The 15,589-nt window shown below is 70.8% G+C and carries 11 protein-coding genes; 4 read left to right on the forward strand and 7 right to left on the reverse strand.

Features of this window, described 5'->3' with window-relative positions:
* The first annotated feature begins 64 nt into the window (after positions 1–64).
* Both AC2DGY_RS11465 and metX read left to right on the forward strand, forming a co-directional pair.
* Positions 65–1,387, forward strand: coding sequence for a bifunctional o-acetylhomoserine/o-acetylserine sulfhydrylase (locus AC2DGY_RS11465; protein ID WP_484509814.1), 1,323 nt, complete (start codon positions 65–67; stop codon positions 1,385–1,387).
* Positions 1,388–1,621: 234 nt separating this feature from the next.
* On the forward strand, positions 1,622–2,827 hold the full coding sequence (gene metX, locus AC2DGY_RS11470; protein ID WP_484509815.1) for a homoserine O-acetyltransferase MetX: 1,206 nt from the start codon (positions 1,622–1,624) through the stop codon (positions 2,825–2,827).
* Between the two features lie 27 nt (positions 2,828–2,854).
* On the opposite strand, the gene AC2DGY_RS11475 is transcribed toward metX, so the two are convergent.
* From AC2DGY_RS11475 to AC2DGY_RS11490, 4 genes are read right to left on the reverse strand one after another with little or no spacing between them, the layout of a single operon-like run.
* Entirely contained in the window at positions 2,855–4,075 is a 1,221-nt protein-coding gene (locus AC2DGY_RS11475; protein WP_484509816.1) for an MFS transporter, read from the reverse strand.
* A 19-nt stretch (positions 4,076–4,094) separates the two neighbouring features.
* On the reverse strand, positions 4,095–4,412 hold the full coding sequence (locus AC2DGY_RS11480; RefSeq protein ID WP_484509817.1) for a thiamine-binding protein: 318 nt from the start codon (positions 4,410–4,412) through the stop codon (positions 4,095–4,097).
* A 9-nt stretch (positions 4,413–4,421) separates the two neighbouring features.
* Positions 4,422–5,639, reverse strand: coding sequence for a hypothetical protein (locus AC2DGY_RS11485; RefSeq protein WP_484509818.1), 1,218 nt, complete (start codon positions 5,637–5,639; stop codon positions 4,422–4,424).
* 45 nt (positions 5,640–5,684) lie between these two features.
* Positions 5,685–6,530: an ADP-dependent NAD(P)H-hydrate dehydratase gene (locus AC2DGY_RS11490; protein WP_484509819.1), complete on the reverse strand. Its 846-nt coding sequence runs from the start codon at positions 6,528–6,530 to the stop codon at positions 5,685–5,687.
* A gap of 31 nt (positions 6,531–6,561) precedes the next feature.
* Between AC2DGY_RS11490 and AC2DGY_RS11495 the strand changes: the two genes are divergently transcribed.
* Positions 6,562–7,626, forward strand: coding sequence for an NADH:flavin oxidoreductase/NADH oxidase (locus tag AC2DGY_RS11495; RefSeq protein WP_484509820.1), 1,065 nt, complete (start codon positions 6,562–6,564; stop codon positions 7,624–7,626).
* 51 nt (positions 7,627–7,677) lie between these two features.
* Here the strand turns inward: AC2DGY_RS11495 and AC2DGY_RS11500 are convergent, their stop codons facing one another.
* The 3 genes from AC2DGY_RS11500 to guaB1 form a co-directional block, all read right to left on the reverse strand.
* Complete coding sequence (locus AC2DGY_RS11500; RefSeq protein WP_484509821.1) at positions 7,678–8,724, reverse strand: hemolysin family protein; 1,047 nt, start codon at positions 8,722–8,724, stop codon at positions 7,678–7,680.
* Positions 8,721–10,064 carry a hemolysin family protein gene (locus AC2DGY_RS11505; protein ID WP_484509822.1) on the reverse strand — a complete coding sequence of 448 codons (1,344 nt, stop codon included), beginning with the start codon at positions 10,062–10,064 and terminating at the stop codon, positions 8,721–8,723. Before AC2DGY_RS11505 ends, AC2DGY_RS11500 begins: the two co-directional genes overlap by 4 nt.
* A 253-nt stretch (positions 10,065–10,317) precedes the next feature.
* Positions 10,318–11,775, reverse strand: coding sequence for a GMP reductase (guaB1, locus tag AC2DGY_RS11510; protein WP_484509823.1), 1,458 nt, complete (start codon positions 11,773–11,775; stop codon positions 10,318–10,320).
* 144 nt (positions 11,776–11,919) lie between these two features.
* On the opposite strand from guaB1, the gene AC2DGY_RS11515 reads away from it, so the two are divergent.
* A complete protein-coding gene (locus tag AC2DGY_RS11515; RefSeq protein WP_484509824.1) occupies positions 11,920–15,588 on the forward strand; it encodes a multifunctional oxoglutarate decarboxylase/oxoglutarate dehydrogenase thiamine pyrophosphate-binding subunit/dihydrolipoyllysine-residue succinyltransferase subunit in 3,669 nt (1,222 codons plus the stop codon).
* Position 15,589: the final 1 nt, after the last annotated feature.

Here is a 15,589-nt window from a genome sequence, read left to right on the forward strand (position 1 = left end):
TTTCGTAGCCTCGCACGTGGTGAGGGCACCCCGCCGCCACCCCGAGACACGCAGGAGTACGAACATGTCCACACCCGAGAACTGGCAGTTCGAGACCAAGCAGATCCACTCGGGCGCGCAGCCCGACCCGACGACCAAGGCGCGCGCGACGCCGATCTACCAGACCACGTCGTACGTGTTCGACAACGCCGACCACGCGGCGAACCTGTTCGCGCTCGCCGAGTTCGGCAACATCTACACCCGCATCCAGAACCCCACCCAGGATGTCGTCGAGCAGCGGGTCGCCGCCCTCGAAGGTGGCACGGGCGCCCTGCTCGTGGCCAGCGGCCAGGCGGCGGAGACGTTCGCCGTGCTCAACATCGCGCAGGCCGGCGACCACATCGTCTCGTCGAGCTCGATCTACGGCGGCACCTACAACCTCTTCAAGTACACCCTCGCCAAGCTGGGCATCGAGGTCACCTTCGTCGAGAACCAGGACGACCCGCAGGAGTGGCGCGCAGCGGTCCGCCCGAACACGAAGCTCTTCTTCGCCGAGACCATCGGCAACCCGCAGATCAACGTCCTCGACATCCGCACCGTCGCCGACCTCGCCCACGAGGCCGGCGTGCCGCTGATCGTCGACAACACGATCGCCACGCCGTACCTGATCCGCCCGTTCGAGCACGGCGCCGACATCATCGTGCACTCGGCCACCAAGTTCCTCGGCGGGCACGGCACGGTCATCGGCGGCATCATCGTCGACGGCGGCACGTTCGCGTGGTCGCAGAACGTCGAGAAGTTCCCGGGCCTCACCGAGCCCGACCCGTCTTACCACGGGGCGAGCTACACCACGGCCGTCGGCGACGCTCTGGCCTACATCATCAAGGCCCGCGTGCAACTGCTGCGCGACCTCGGTGCCGCGATCTCGCCGAACAGCGCGTGGCTGCTCATCCAGGGCATCGAGACCCTCTCCCTGCGCATCGAGCGCCACGTGCAGAACGCGCAGGAGATCGCGGAGTGGCTCGAGGCGCGCGACGACGTCGCGTCGGTGAACTACTCGGGCCTGCCCACGTCGCCCTGGTACGCCGCCGCCAACACGTACGCGCCGAAGGGCGTCGGCGCTGTGCTGTCGTTCGAGCTCAAGGGCGGTGTGCAGGCCGGGCGCGAGTTCGTCAACTCGCTCACGCTCTTCAGCCACCTCGCCAACATCGGCGATGTGCGGTCGCTGGTCATCCACCCCGCCTCCACGACGCACTCCCAGCTCACGCCCGAGCAGCAGCTGACCTCCGGCGTGACGCCGGGGCTCGTGCGCCTGTCGGTCGGTCTGGAAAGCGTCGACGACCTCAAGGCCGACCTCGAGCAGGCCCTCGACGCCGCCCGACGCTCGGTCGAGGCCGCACGCGTCTGAGTCGCTGCGCCGGCCCGTCGCCCGCATCCGGATGCCCCGGTTCCGCCTCGGCGGGCCGGGGCATTCGCCTGTGCGCGCTGCGTCCGGGGCCGGTCGCCGCATCCACGGGCCCCGGCGCCGTAACACGTGCCGGACACGTCGCGGACTCCGAGACAATGGGGGGATGCACCGGCACACCTCCGCCCGACGGGTGACCGCGCGCGACGCCGCCCACGAGCGCACGGGCGCTGCCTGATGGATTGGCAGACGTCCGAAGACACGGTGCCCTCCGCTCCGGTCACAGAGGCCGACGCCCGGCTCCTCCTCGGCCGCCCGCCCGCCACCGGCGCCTGGCGCGACGGCGACCCGGCCGGTGAGCGGCACTTCGCCTCCTTCGGCGCCTTCGCCACAGAGGGCGGGTCCGAGCTCCCCGGATTCCGGCTCGCATACGAGACCTGGGGCGAGCTCTCCCCCGCTCGCGACAACGCCGTCCTCATCCTCCACGCCCTCACCGGCGACAGCCACGTACGCGGCCCGGCCGGTCCCGGCCATCCCACCGCCGGATGGTGGGACGACCTCGTCGGCCCGGGTGCTGCCATCGACACCGACCGGTGGTTCGTCGTGGCCCCCAACATGCTGGGGGGATGCCAGGGCTCGACGGGTCCGGCGAGCATCGCGCCCGACGGATACGAGTGGGCCTCGCGCTTCCCCTACCTGACCATCCGCGACCAGGTCACCGCCCAGGCCCGCCTCTCGGACGCGCTCGGCATCGACACCTGGGCCGCCGTCATCGGCGGCTCCATGGGGGGAATGCACACCCTCGAATGGGCGGTCGGCCATCCCGAGCGCGTCGCGCGGGCGGCGATCCTCTCGGCTCCCCCGGCCAACACGGCCGACCAGATCGCGCTGAACTCGGTGCAGCTGGAAGCCATCCGCATCGATCCGCGGTTCGCCGGCGGCGAGTTCTACGACGCCGGCGACGGCGACGGGCCCCACCGCGGGCTGGCCCTGGCCCGGCGGATGGCGTTGCTGAACTACCGCAGCCCCACCGAGCTCAACTCCCGCTTCCAGCGCAGCTGGCAGTCCGGGGTCAGCCCCCTCGGACGGGGCGGCCGCTTCGCGGTGGAGTCGTACCTGGACTTCCACGGCAACAAGTTCACGCGCCGTTTCGACGCCAACAGCTACATCGCCCTCGTGGAGGCGATGAACTCCCACGACGTCGGCAGAGAACGCGGCGGCATCGAAGAGGCGCTCCGCCGCGTGACGGCGATCACCCTCGTGCTCGGCATCGACAGCGACCGGCTCTTCCCCATCGACGGCCAGCACCGCATCGCCCGCAGCATCCCGAACACCCTCGACGGCGACGAAGCCGTCGTGCTCGCCAGCGACTTCGGCCACGACGGCTTCCTCATCGAGACCGCCGCCGTCGCCGCGCACCTGCGCCGCCTGCTGGCCGCCTGAGCCGGCCGCCTCCTCCTCGCTGCTCGGTCAGAGCGACGCGGCGCTGCGCGAGCGACGCTCGACGGCGAAGCTCACCGCGGCGATCCCGGCGCCCGCGAGCCCCAGAGCCGCGCCCACCCATGCGGGGGCTCCGAAGCCCCAGCCGGCGGCGATGGCGAGACCACCCAGGAACGCGCCCAGGCTGTTGCCGATGTTCAGGGCCGAGTGGTTCAGCGCCGCCGCGATCGACTGGTTGTCGCCGGCCACGTCCATCAGCCGGGTCTGGATGCTGGGGCTCAGCGCCGCGCCGGAGAAGGAGACCGCGAACGCGAACACCGCGAGCGTCACCACCCATCCGGCGGTGAGGGCAAGCAGCGCCGACGTCACGGCGAGGGCGGTGAGGCCCAGGAGCATCGACCGCTTGAGGTTCCCGTCGGCCAGGCGCCCCCCGACCAGGTTTCCGGCCGTCATCCCGATGCCGGAGATCACCAGGACGATCGAGACGCTCCACTCCGGCGAGCCGGCGAGATCGGTCACCATGGGAGCGATGTAGCTCAGCATCGTGAAGAGGCCGCCGAAGCCAATGGCCCCGGTGGCCAGGGCGAACCACACCTGGCCGACGCGGAACACCCGCAGCTCGTCGCGCAAGCGGCGCCCCGGCTCACCGGGATGCTGCGGCACCGTCAACCCGATGGCGATCGTGGCCACGACGAAGACGGCCGCCACGACCAGGAACGCGCTCCGCCATCCCAGCTGCTGACCAAGGAGGGTACCGAGCGGCACGCCGACGACGTTCGCGACCGTGAGGCCGGTCAGGACGAACGCGACCCCCTGCGCGCGCTTGTTCGGCCCGAGGAGATCAGCGGCCACGAGGGCGCCGATGCCGAAGTACGCCCCGTGCGGCAGACCTGCGAAGAACCGCGATGCCGCCACCAGCTCGAAGGTCGGAGCGAGCACCGTGAGGGCGTTGAAGACCGTGAGCGCCAGCGCCAGCGCGATCATCACGCGGTGGCGCGGAAAGCGGGCCACCGACCCGGCGATCGTCGGCGCGCCCACGACCACGCCCAGGGCATACAGCGAGATGAGCCATCCGGCCTGGGCGATGGCGTCGTCGGAGTCGGCCGCCCACTGCGCGGGGAGGAGCTCCGCGGCCACGTTGGGCAGCAGCCCCATGATGACGAACTCGGTCATGCCGATGCCGAAGCTGCCGATGGCGAGAGCGAGGAGCGCCCACGTCGCCGCCCCCCTCGGAGAGGTCGAGGAGGTCACCGCAGAATGCTAGCGCCGTTCAGTCGGCGTCGCGAATCGATTCGAGTGCGGACTCGAGCCGATCGATCTTCCCGTCGATCTCGCCGGAGCGCCCGGGGCGGATGTCGGCCTTCAGCACGAGCGATACGCGCGAGCCGAACGGCAGAACCGCGTCGGTGGCGCGACGGATCACGTCGAAGACCTCGTCCCACTCCCCCTCGATCTCGGTGAACATCGAGGTGGTGCGGTTGGGCAGGCCCGACTCCCGCACCACGCGTACGGCGGCGGCGACGGCGTCGTGCACCGAGCCGTCGGCGGAGCTGGATCCGGAGGGGGCGACGGAGAAGGCAACGAGCATGATGCGACGCTACTCCGCCGGAGCGAAGTGGCGCGAGGGTGCCCGGTGCACCGGCACCCGTACCAGCCGTACGCACATCCACGCGAACAGCGCCACGAGAGCGGCGTTGCGCAGCGTGAGCACGAGGACCGCCGTGGGCTGGGCGCCCAGGAGCGGGTCGTAGAGCACGGGGTACACCAGCTGCGTGAGGCCGGACACGAACAGCACCACGGCCGCCGGGCCCGCCCACCGCCACCGGTCCAGAACGACGGCTGTCACCAGGGGCGGGACCAGCCAGGTCATGTACTGCGGCGAACCGACCTTGTTGGTCACGATGACGGCGAGAACCAGTGCGAGGGCGAGGGGTGGGAACAGCGCGGCGAAGGATGCTCCGCGCCGAGCTTTCCACGCCCCGGTCAGCGCCACCGCCCCCACGGCGAGGACGAGCACCGGCGTCATCACCGCCGCCACGGTCGCGGCGCCGGGACCGGTGACTTCGAAAGTGATGATGTCGGCGGCGTAGAAGATCGCCGACCCGGGCACCCCCAGCATCGTCCGCCACACGTACGGGGTGCTCACCGGCGCCTCCACCTGCAGCCCGCGCCCCGTCTGCCCCCCGACGAACCCGAGGGCGTAGGGGGCGCCACCGGCCAGCACGACCATCAGCAGGATGACCGCCGACACCGCCAGCGCCGCCCCGACGACGGCGCCTCGACGGCGAAGGGCGAGGACGGCGGCGGCGACCAGTGCGGCGGGCCACACCTTGATCCACGCCCCGGCCGCCAGGAGTAGGCCGGCCAGCCACGGGCGGCCGACCAGCCACAGGCATCCCGCGATCGCCAGCGGAACGGTGACCGCATCCAGCCGGTAGAGCGCGACGGGACCCAGTGTCAGGATCGCGCCGAGCCACAACCACGCGGCGGCGACCCGGCCGCGGGAGCGTCCGCGGCCGACGAGCATCGCGAACACCAGCGCATCGAACACGGTGACCAGCACCGCCCAGGCGAGAGTGTACGAACCCACCCACACGAAGCCCCACGCGAGCACCATCGGCACGAGCGCGAGTTGCGGATACACCCACGCCTCGGTGATCCCCACGACGCCGGTCCCGCCGAGCGCCTGCCGCGACCAGGGTTCGTAGACGTTGTACACGTCGCCCATGGGCTGGCTCGGCAGAAAGAACCCCAGGGCGGCAACCGCGGCATGCACGAGGACGAACGCGCTCCACAGCGGCACGCGTCGGGACACGCTGACATCCTACGGGCGGCGCTGCCGCCACGCCCGGATGCGGCGTCAGGTCGAGGTGATGGTGCGACCGACGATGAGCGGCAGCGCCTCGGCGACGTCGATCGCGGTGATCGGGCCGCCCATGGCTCCGCGGAGGGACGCCGCCTCCGACCCGGCGTGGCCGTGCAGCCACGCCGCGGTCGCGGCGAGGGCCGCCAGGTCGTCCACCGTGCTCGCGTGCGCTCCGGCGATCACCGCCCCCAGCACACCCCCGAGCACATCGCCGGTGCCCGCCGTGGCGAGCCACGGCGTCCCCGACGCGACGCGACGCAACCACCCGGACGGCGAGGCCACCAGCGTCGTGGCGCCTTTCAGGAGCACCGTCGCCCCCAGGCGCGCGGCGGTCTCCAGGGTCGCCCCGGCCCGCTCATGGTCGTCCGCGTCCGCAGCGACGGGCGGGAGCCCCGCGGCACCGCGGATGCGGTCGTGCTCGCGGGCGTGCGGGGTGAGCACGAGCGGCGCCGCAGCCCCGGGCACCAGGTCCAGCGCCCCGGCGTCCACCACGACCGGCACGTCTCCGGCAAGCAGTTCGCGCAGGGCCGTCTCCTCCTCGGGCGAGCGGTGCGCCGCATCCATCCCCGACCCGACGACCCACGCCTGGACCCGGCCCTCCCCGGCCACCGTCTCGGGGCGGCGCGCCAGCACCAGATCGCTCGCGCGGCGGGGCCCGACGTAACGCACCATCCCCACGCCCGTCCGCCATGCCGCCTCCACACCCAGCACCGCTGCGCCGGGGTACGCGTCGGACCCGGTTCGGAACCCGACCACACCGCGGGAATACTTGTCATCGGTGGCGGTCGGCATGCGCAGCACGGCACGCACCTCGTTCACCCGCCAGTCATCGACCGCCATGCCCCACACCCTAGCCGCGAGGAGACCCGGTATGCCCCGTCTGTTCGACCCCTCGACGATCCGCGACACGACCTTCCGCAACCGGCTGTGGGTGTCGCCCATGTGCCAGTACAGCGCCGCGGAGGGGGTGCCCAACGACTGGCACCACGTGCACCTGGCGCAGTTCGCCGCGGGCGGGGCGGGCCTCGTGATGGCCGAGGCGACGGCGGTATCGCCGGAGGGGCGCATCTCCCCGGAAGACACCGGCATCTGGAACGACGCCCAGGTGGCGGCGTGGCGGCCGATCGTCGACGCCCTCCACAACCGGGGCGCGACCGCCGGTGTGCAACTCGCGCACGCCGGGCGCAAGGCCTCCACCTGGTCGCCCCTCACCCGCAACCGCGGAACGGTGCCGGAGGACCAGGGCGGCTGGGCCGCGGTCGCCCCCTCCGCCCTCGCGTTCGAGGGGTACGCCGAGCCGACTGCGCTGGATGAGGCGGGAATCGACCGCGTGGTGGCCGACTTCGCCGCCGCCGCGCACCGGGGCCTCGCGGCCGGATTCGACGTGCTCGAGGTGCACGCCGCGCACGGCTACCTCCTGCACGAGTTCCTCTCGCCCCTGTCGAACACGCGCACCGACGCCTACGGGGGATCGCGGGACAACCGCATCCGCCTCCTCCGCCGCGTGGTGGAGGCGGTGCGCGAGGCAGCTCCCGCGGCAGTGGTGTTCGTGCGGCTGTCGGCCTCCGACTGGGCCGAGGGCGGATGGGACGTGACCGACTCGATCGCGGCGGCCGCGGCCGCACGTGACGCGGGAGCGGATCTGATCGACATCTCCAGCGGCGGCCTGGTGGCGCACCAGCGGATCGCGACCGGCCCCGGCTACCAGGCGGAGTTCGCCGCACAGGTGCGCGCCGGAGCATCCGTCCCGGTGAGCGCCGTCGGGATGATCGACTCCCCCGCCCTCGCGGAGGAACTGGTGGCCCGCGGACACGCCGATGCCGTGATGGCCGGGCGTGAGTGGCTTCGCGACCCGCACTACGGCCTCCGCGCCGCCACCGAACTGGGAGTGGAGGGCAACTGGCCGGCGCAGTACGTGCGCGCGCGCCGCGCGTGAGCGAGGATCCACCGCGCGACGCGAGGGCGAGCGCCGCGCGGTGGCATCGCTTCAGCGTCGTCGCGCCGTGGCGTCCTGCACTTCGCCGATGAGTTCCTCGATGATGTCCTCGAGGAACAGCACCGCAGTGGTCTGACCGGCCTCATCGCGCACCTGAGCGAGGTGACGCCCGGCGCGGCGCATGAGGGCGAGGGCATCTTCCAGGTCGGTGGACTCCATCACCGGGACCATGTGGTGGATGCGCTTCGCCGCGATGCGGTGAGCCTGCCCGTCGCCGTTCTCGGCGGCGCGCAGCACGTCCTTGAGGTGCACGTACCCGATGGGCTGCCCCTCGCTGTCGACGATCACGTACCGGGAGAAGCCGTGCTTGGCGACGGCCCGCTCGAGCTCGTTCGGCGTCGTGGTCTCCGGCAGCGTCACGAGCTGACCGAGCGGGAGGGCGACGTCGCGCGCCTTCTTGTCGGTGAACTCCACGACGGCCGCCACCGTTCCGGCCGCATCATCCAGCACGCCCTCGCGGCGTGACTGGCTGACGATCGTGGCGACCTCCTCGAGCGTGAACGTCGAGGCGGCCTCGTCCCTGGGCTCGACCCGGAACAGGCGCACGGCGTGGTTGGCCGTCCAGTTCAGCGCGACGATGATCGGGTAGAACGCCTTCGACACCCACACCAGCGGCGTGGCGAGGAAGAGCACGGCCCGGTCCGGCAGCGAGAACGCGAGGTTCTTCGGCACCATCTCGCCGATCACGACGTGCAGGTACGACACCAGCAGCAGCGCGACGACGAATGCGATGACATCCACCATCGCCTCGTTCAGACCCGTGAGCCCGAGGGGTTCGGCCAGGAGGTGGTGGATCGCCGGCTCGGAGACGTTCAGGATCAGCAGCGAGCAGATCGTGATGCCCAGCTGACACGTCGCGAGCATGAGCGTCGCGTGCTCCATCGCGTAGAGAGCGACCTTCGCCGCGCGCGACCCGCGTTCGGCGCGGGGCTCGATCTGCGATCGGCGCGCGGAGATGACGGCGAACTCGGCACCGACGAAGAAGGCGTTGGCCAGCAGCAGCACCACGAGCCAGGCGATTCCTGCCCAATCGTTCATCGCTGGTCACCCCCCTTCGCCGCGCGGACGAGATCGTCCACGTCCTGCGACTTCGGCGACGGTGTGAATCGCACCCGATCGATCCGGCGACCCTCCATCCGCTGCACCGTGAGCGCGCCGTCCTCGGTGGGCACGCTGTCGCCGACCGCCGGGAGGCGCTCGAGGACGCTCATGATGTACCCGCCGACGGTGTCGTAGACCTCGCCCTCGGGCACGCGGACGCCCGCGCGATCCAGCGCCTCGTCGGGACGCAGGTCACCGGGGAAGCTCACCGAACCGGCCGAGCGGACGACGCCGGCGCGCGAGCGGTCGTGCTCGTCGAGCACTTCGCCCACGATCTCCTCGACGAGGTCCTCGAGGGTGACCACGCCCGCGGTGCCGCCGTATTCATCCACGACGATCGCCATCTGGTAGCCCCGAGCACGCAGCTCGGCGACGAGCGCGTCGAGGTGCACCGTCTCGGGCACCCGCAGCGGCTCGGTCGCCAGCGCGGCGGCGGGGACATCCGCCCGGCGCTCCCGCGGCACCGCGATGGCGGCCTTCAGGTGCACGATGCCGGCGATGTCGTCCATCGACTCCTGGTACACGGGGAAACGGCTGTGGCCGGTGCGCATGGCCAGCTGCACGACGTCTTCGACGGTGTCGTCGGCGGCGAGCGCGTGCACGCTCGGACGGGGCGTCATCACGTCGGCGGCGCTCAGCCGCGAGAAGGTGAGGCTTCGATCCAGCAGGGACGCGGTGTCCTCCTCGAGCACACCCGCGCTGGCGGAGCGGCGGACCAGGCTCGACAGCTCCTCGGCGGTGCGGGCGCCCGACAGCTCCTCCTTCGGCTCGACGCCGAAGGAGCGCAGGATGCCGTTGGCGCTGCCGTTGAGCACGGCCACGGCCGGGCGGAACACGGTGGTGAAGGCCACTTGGAAGGGCATCACGAGTTTGGCGGTCTGCCGCGGGATCGCCAGGGCGAAGTTCTTGGGGACGAGTTCGCCGACGATCATCGACAGGACGGTCGCGAAGGCGACCCCGATGACCGTCGCCAGGGCCGCCACCAGTGCCTCCGGCCATCCCCACGACATCAGCACCGGGCGGAGCAGGTTCGAGATCGCCGGTTCCATCGTGTAACCGGTGAGGAGGGTCGTCAGGGTGATCCCCAACTGCGCGCTGGAGAGGTGGGTCGAGGTGATCCGCAGCGCGTTGATCGTCAGCGACAAGCGGGCCTCACCGGCATCCCGACGCGCTTCCAGATCTGCGCGGTCAAGGTTCACCAGGGCGAACTCGCTCGCGACGAACAGTCCGGTTCCGAGTGTGAGCAGGAGCCCCACGCCCAACATGACGTAATCCATCACGCATCACCCCCGTGAGTGCGGGGAGCGGGTCGGTGGGGCGAGCGTCTGCAACTGGGAGGGTCGTCCATCGTGCCGAAAGTCTACGGCAGGTCCGGTCGGCCCGTTCCGCCGTTCCCTCGTTCAAAACTCAGGAGATCCGGCCCCCGGCGGGCGCCCCGGCGCCCTCCGCGCGGCGTGTCTCCTGAATTCTGAACGGGGGGCGGGGTGCGGCCGCGCCGCGTCGTCCGGGGGTGGCGCGTCGCTCCGGCGGCTACCAGCTCATCGGGAGGGCCTTGCCCTCGTCGTACCCCGCGGTGGACTGCAGGCCCACCAGCGCGCGCTCGGCGAACTCGGGGACGCTCGCCGCTCCCGCGTACGTGAACGACGAGCGCACGCCCGAGGTGATCATGTCGACGAGGTCCTCGATCCCGGGGCGCAGCGGATCGAGGTAGATCTTCGATGACGAGATGCCCTCGGCGAACAGTTCCTTCCGGGCCAGCTCGTACGGGTCGAGCCGCCCGAACCGCTCGTGCACGGCCTTCGCGGACGCCATGCCCCACGACTCCTTGTACCCCCGCCCCTGATCGTCCACGAGCAGCTCGCCCGGAGCCTCGATCGTGCCGGCGAACCACGACCCGATCATGACGGATGCTGCCCCCGCTGCCAGAGCGAGCGCGACGTCGCGGGGGTAGCGCACACCCCCGTCCGCCCACACGTGCGCACCGAGCTCGCGCGCGGCCTGGGCGCTTTCGAGCACCGCGGAGAACTGCGGGCGACCGACGGCGGTCATCATCCGGGTGGTGCACATCGCACCGGGGCCGACACCGACCTTCACGATGGACGCCCCGGCTTCGACGAGGTCGCGCACGCCCTCCGCCGTCACGACGTTGCCCGCGACGAGCGGGATGCCGAGGCCCACCTCGGCGACGGCACGGAGGGCGCGCAGCATCCCCTCCTGGTGTCCGTGCGCCGTGTCGAGGACGAGCACGTCGACGCCGGCGGCGGCGAGTGCACGCGCCTTGGCCGCCACGTCGCCGTTGATGCCGATGGCGGCGGCCACGGCGAGGCGGCCCGACGCATCCACGGCAGGCGGGTAGAGGGTGGCGCGCAGGGCGCTGCGCCGCGAGAGGGTGCCCACGAGCCGGCCGTGGTGCAGCACGCAGACGGTTTCGGCCTCCGCCGCGATGAGGAGATCGAACGCATGACGGGCACTGTCGACGTCGTCGGCGTCGAGCGATGCCACGCCGACGCGCGCAAGATCGCCCAGGCGGGCATCGGGGAGGGCGGTGGCGAGTCGGCCCGCCGGGACGACCCCCACGATCTCGCCGATGGTGAGGTGTTCGGCCGCCGCGTCCCCCACGACGATGCCGTGCCCGTCGATCGGCGGCAGAAGACGCGCCGCGTCTGCCACCGTCGCCGTCGCCGGCAGGACGAGCGGCGTGTCCCACGCCACCGGCTGGGCCTTCACCCAGCGGATGGCCGCGTCCAGTTCCTGCAGCGGCATGTCCTGCGGCAGCACGCCGAGCCCGCCCCGGCGAGCCAGGGTCGCGGCCAGCCGCGCCCCGGTGACGGAGTTCATGTTCGCCGAGACCAGCGGCAGGCGCGCGGGGGTGCCGTCGCCGGGGGTGAGATCCGCGTCGAGGCGGCTCGTGATCGACGAGCGCCGGGGCATGAGGAAGACATCGGAGTACGTCAGGTCCATGTCGGGACGCTCACCGTGGAAGTCCATGCGTCCACGGTACCCACCCGGGTCGGTAGAGGCATCGATCGTCGGGCGGCCGGAGTCCTCCGTGCGTTAGGCTGGGGGGTGGTGTACGGAGGGTAATCCCCTCGCCACCCACCGTTCTTCATCGAGGAAAGCAGGCGATCGACCGTGTCGAGCCAGGTCACAGGCGTCGGTACTTCGAACGAGGGCGAATTCGGGGCCAATGAATGGCTCGTCGATGAGCTCTACGAGCAGTACAGGGTCGACAAGAACTCCGTGGACAAGGCCTGGTGGCCCATCCTCGAGGCGTACCACCCCGTCGTCGACGGCAGCGGTGCCCCCGCACCCGCGGTGAACGAGCCCAAGCCGGTCACCGCACCGATCCCCGTCGTCGGCGCCCCTCCCGTGGCACGCACCACCGCCAAGCCCGCCGCCCCGCAGCCCATCCCCGCCCAGGCCCCCGTCTCCGACCGCGACTCGTCGTCGGAGAAGCTGGAGGAGGACAAGGTCACGCCACTGCGCGGCATGCCCAAGAGCCTCGCGGCGAACATGCAGGAGTCGCTCACCGTCCCCACCGCCACGAGCGTGCGGACCGTCCCGGCGAAGTTGATGATCGACAACCGCATCGTCATCAACAACCACATGGCGCGCACGCGCGGCGGCAAGGTGAGCTTCACGCACCTCCTCGGCTGGGCGATCATCCAGACGCTCAAGGAGTTCCCGAGCCAGAACGTCTTCTACGCCGAGATCGACGGCAAGCCCTCCGTGGTCGCTCCCGCGCACATCAACCTCGGCGTGGCGATCGACCTCCCCCGGCCCGACGGCACCCGCGCGCTCCTCGTTCCGAGCATCAAGCGCGCGGAGAGTCTGACCTTCGGCGAGTACCTCACCGCGTACGAGGACGTCGTCCGGCGCGCGCGCGGCAACAAGCTCACCGCTGCCGATTTCCAGGGCACCACCATCTCGCTGACCAACCCGGGCGGCATCGGAACCGTGCACTCGGTTCCGCGCCTGATGAAGGGCCAGGGATGCATCGTCGGCGCCGGAGCGCTGGAGTATCCCGCCGAGTTCCAGGGCGCCAGCGACAAGACGCTCAACGAGCTGGCCATCGGCAAGACGATCACGCTCACCAGCACCTATGACCACCGCGTCATCCAGGGCGCAGGTTCCGGCGAGTTCCTCAAGAAGGTGCACGAGCTGCTCATCGGGCAGCGCGGCTTCTACGACGACATCTTCGCGGCGCTGCGCATCCCGTACGCGCCCATCCACTGGGCCGGCGACATCAGCGTCGACGTGTCCGAGCGGATCAACAAGACCGCTCGCGTGCACGAGCTCATCAACGCCTTCCGCGTGCGCGGCCACCTCATGGCCGACATCGACCCGCTCGAGTACGTGCAGCGCACGCACCCCGACCTGGAGATCGAATCGCACGGGCTGACCTTCTGGGACCTCGACCGCGAGTTCGTCACCGGCGGCTTCGGCGGTAAGCGCCAGATGAAGCTGCGCGACATCCTCGGGGTGCTCCGCGATTCGTACTGCCGCACCATCGGCATCGAGTACATGCATATCCAGGACCCCGGCGAGCGCAAGTGGTTCCAGGACAACGTCGAGGTCAAATACACCAAGCCGGGCCACGACGAGCAGCTGCGCATCCTGTCGAAGCTGAACGAGGCGGAGGCCTTCGAGACGTTCCTGCAGACCAAGTACGTGGGACAGAAGCGGTTCAGCCTCGAGGGCGGAGAGTCGCTCATCCCCCTCCTGGACGAGATCCTCCAGGGCGCCGCATCCGCCGCCCTGGACGGTGCGGCCATCGGCATGGCCCACCGCGGACGGCTCAACGTGCTGACCAACATCGCCGGGAAGACCTACGGCCAGGTGTTCCGCGAGTTCGAGGGCTCGGTGGCCGTGGGCAGCAAGCGCGGCTCCGGCGACGTGAAGTACCACCTGGGCACCGAAGGCACCTTCGTCGCCGACGCGGGCGACGAGCTGCCGGTGTACCTGGCGGCAAACCCCTCCCACCTGGAGACCGTGGACGGCGTCCTCGAGGGCATCGTCCGCGCCAAGCAGGACCGCAAGCCCATCGGCACCTTCTCCTGGCTACCCGTCCTCGTGCACGGCGACGCGGCCTTCGCCGGTCAGGGCGTCGTCGTGGAGACGCTGCAGATGTCGCAGCTGCGCGGCTACCGCACCGGCGGCACGATCCACGTCGTGGTCAACAACCAGGTCGGCTTCACGACGACCCCCACCGATGCGCGGACGTCGGTGTACGCCACGGATGTGGCCAAGACCATCCAGGCGCCGATCCTCCACGTCAACGGCGATGACCCCGAAGCGGTCGTGCGCGTGGCGGAACTGGCGTTCATGTACCGCCAGGAGTTCCACCGCGACGTCGTGATCGACCTGGTCTGCTACCGCCGACGCGGCCACAACGAGGGCGATGACCCCTCGATGACGCAGCCGCTCATGACCAACCTCATCGAGGCCAAGCGCTCGGTGCGCCGCCTCTACACCGAGTCGCTCGTTGGCCGTGGCGACATCACCGAAGAGGAATACGAGCAGGCCAAGCAGGACTTCCAGCGCCGGCTCGAGGTGGCTTTCGCCCAGACCCACGAGGCCGAGACGGGCACGAACCCCGTCGTCGATCCGGATGTCGTGGACGAGCCGGTCAGCGGCGCGCCGGAGACGACGGGCGTGCCGCGCGAGGTCGTCCAGTCCATCGGCGACGCCTTCGTCAACAAGCCCGAGAACTTCACGGTGCACACGAAGCTCCAGCAACTACTGGACAAGCGCCTGGAGATGAGCCGGAGCGGCAACATCGACTGGGGATTCGGCGAGCTGCTCGCCTTCGGCTCCGTGTTGCTGGAGGGCACGCCGGTGCGCCTGGCGGGCCAGGACTCCCGCCGCGGCACGTTCGTGCAGCGTCATTCGGTGCTGCACGACCGCGAGAACGGTCAGGAATGGATACCGCTGGCCAACCTCAGTGAGAACCAGGGCCGGTTCTACGTGTACGACTCCCTCCTCAGCGAATACGCGGCGATGGGGTTCGAATACGGCTACTCCGTCGAGAGGCCCGACGCGCTGGTGCTGTGGGAGGCGCAGTTCGGCGACTTCGGCAACGGTGCGCAGTCGGTGATCGACGAGTACATCTCGGCCGCCGACCAGAAGTGGGGCCAGCAGTCGAGCGTCGTCCTGCTCCTCCCCCACGGGTACGAGGGCCAGGGGCCCGACCACTCCTCGGCCCGCATCGAGCGCTACCTGCAGATGTGCGCGCAGGACAACATGACCGTCGCCCGCCCGTCGACGCCCGCCTCGTACTTCCACCTGCTGCGGCGTCAGGCGTACCAGCGCCCCCGCCGCCCGCTGGTGGTGTTCACCCCGAAGGCGATGCTGCGCCTGCGGGGTGCGACGAGCCCGGTGGAGGACTTCCTCACCGGTAAGTTCGAGCCCGTGCTCGACGACAGCCGCACCCTGGACCGCGCGGCGGTCAAGCGCGTGCTGCTGCACTCCGGCAAGATCCACTGGGACCTGCGCGGCGAGATCGAGAAGAACCCCAACCCCGAGGTCGCCCTCGTCCGCCTGGAGCAGTACTACCCGGCACCGGTCGACGAGCTCAACGCCGTGCTCGACACCTACCCGAACGCCGAATTGGTGTGGGTGCAGGACGAGCCGGAGAACCAGGGCGCATGGCCCTTCATCGCCCTGGAGGTGGTGAAGCACCTCCGCGGGCGCACCATCCGTCGCGTGTCGCGGTCGGCTGCGGCGTCGCCGGCGACCGGATCGCCGAAGGTGCACGCCCAGGAGCACGCCGCCGTGATGCAGGCTGCTCTCACGCTCTGAC

Source organism: Microbacterium sp. Z6_144 (genome assembly GCF_057197625.1).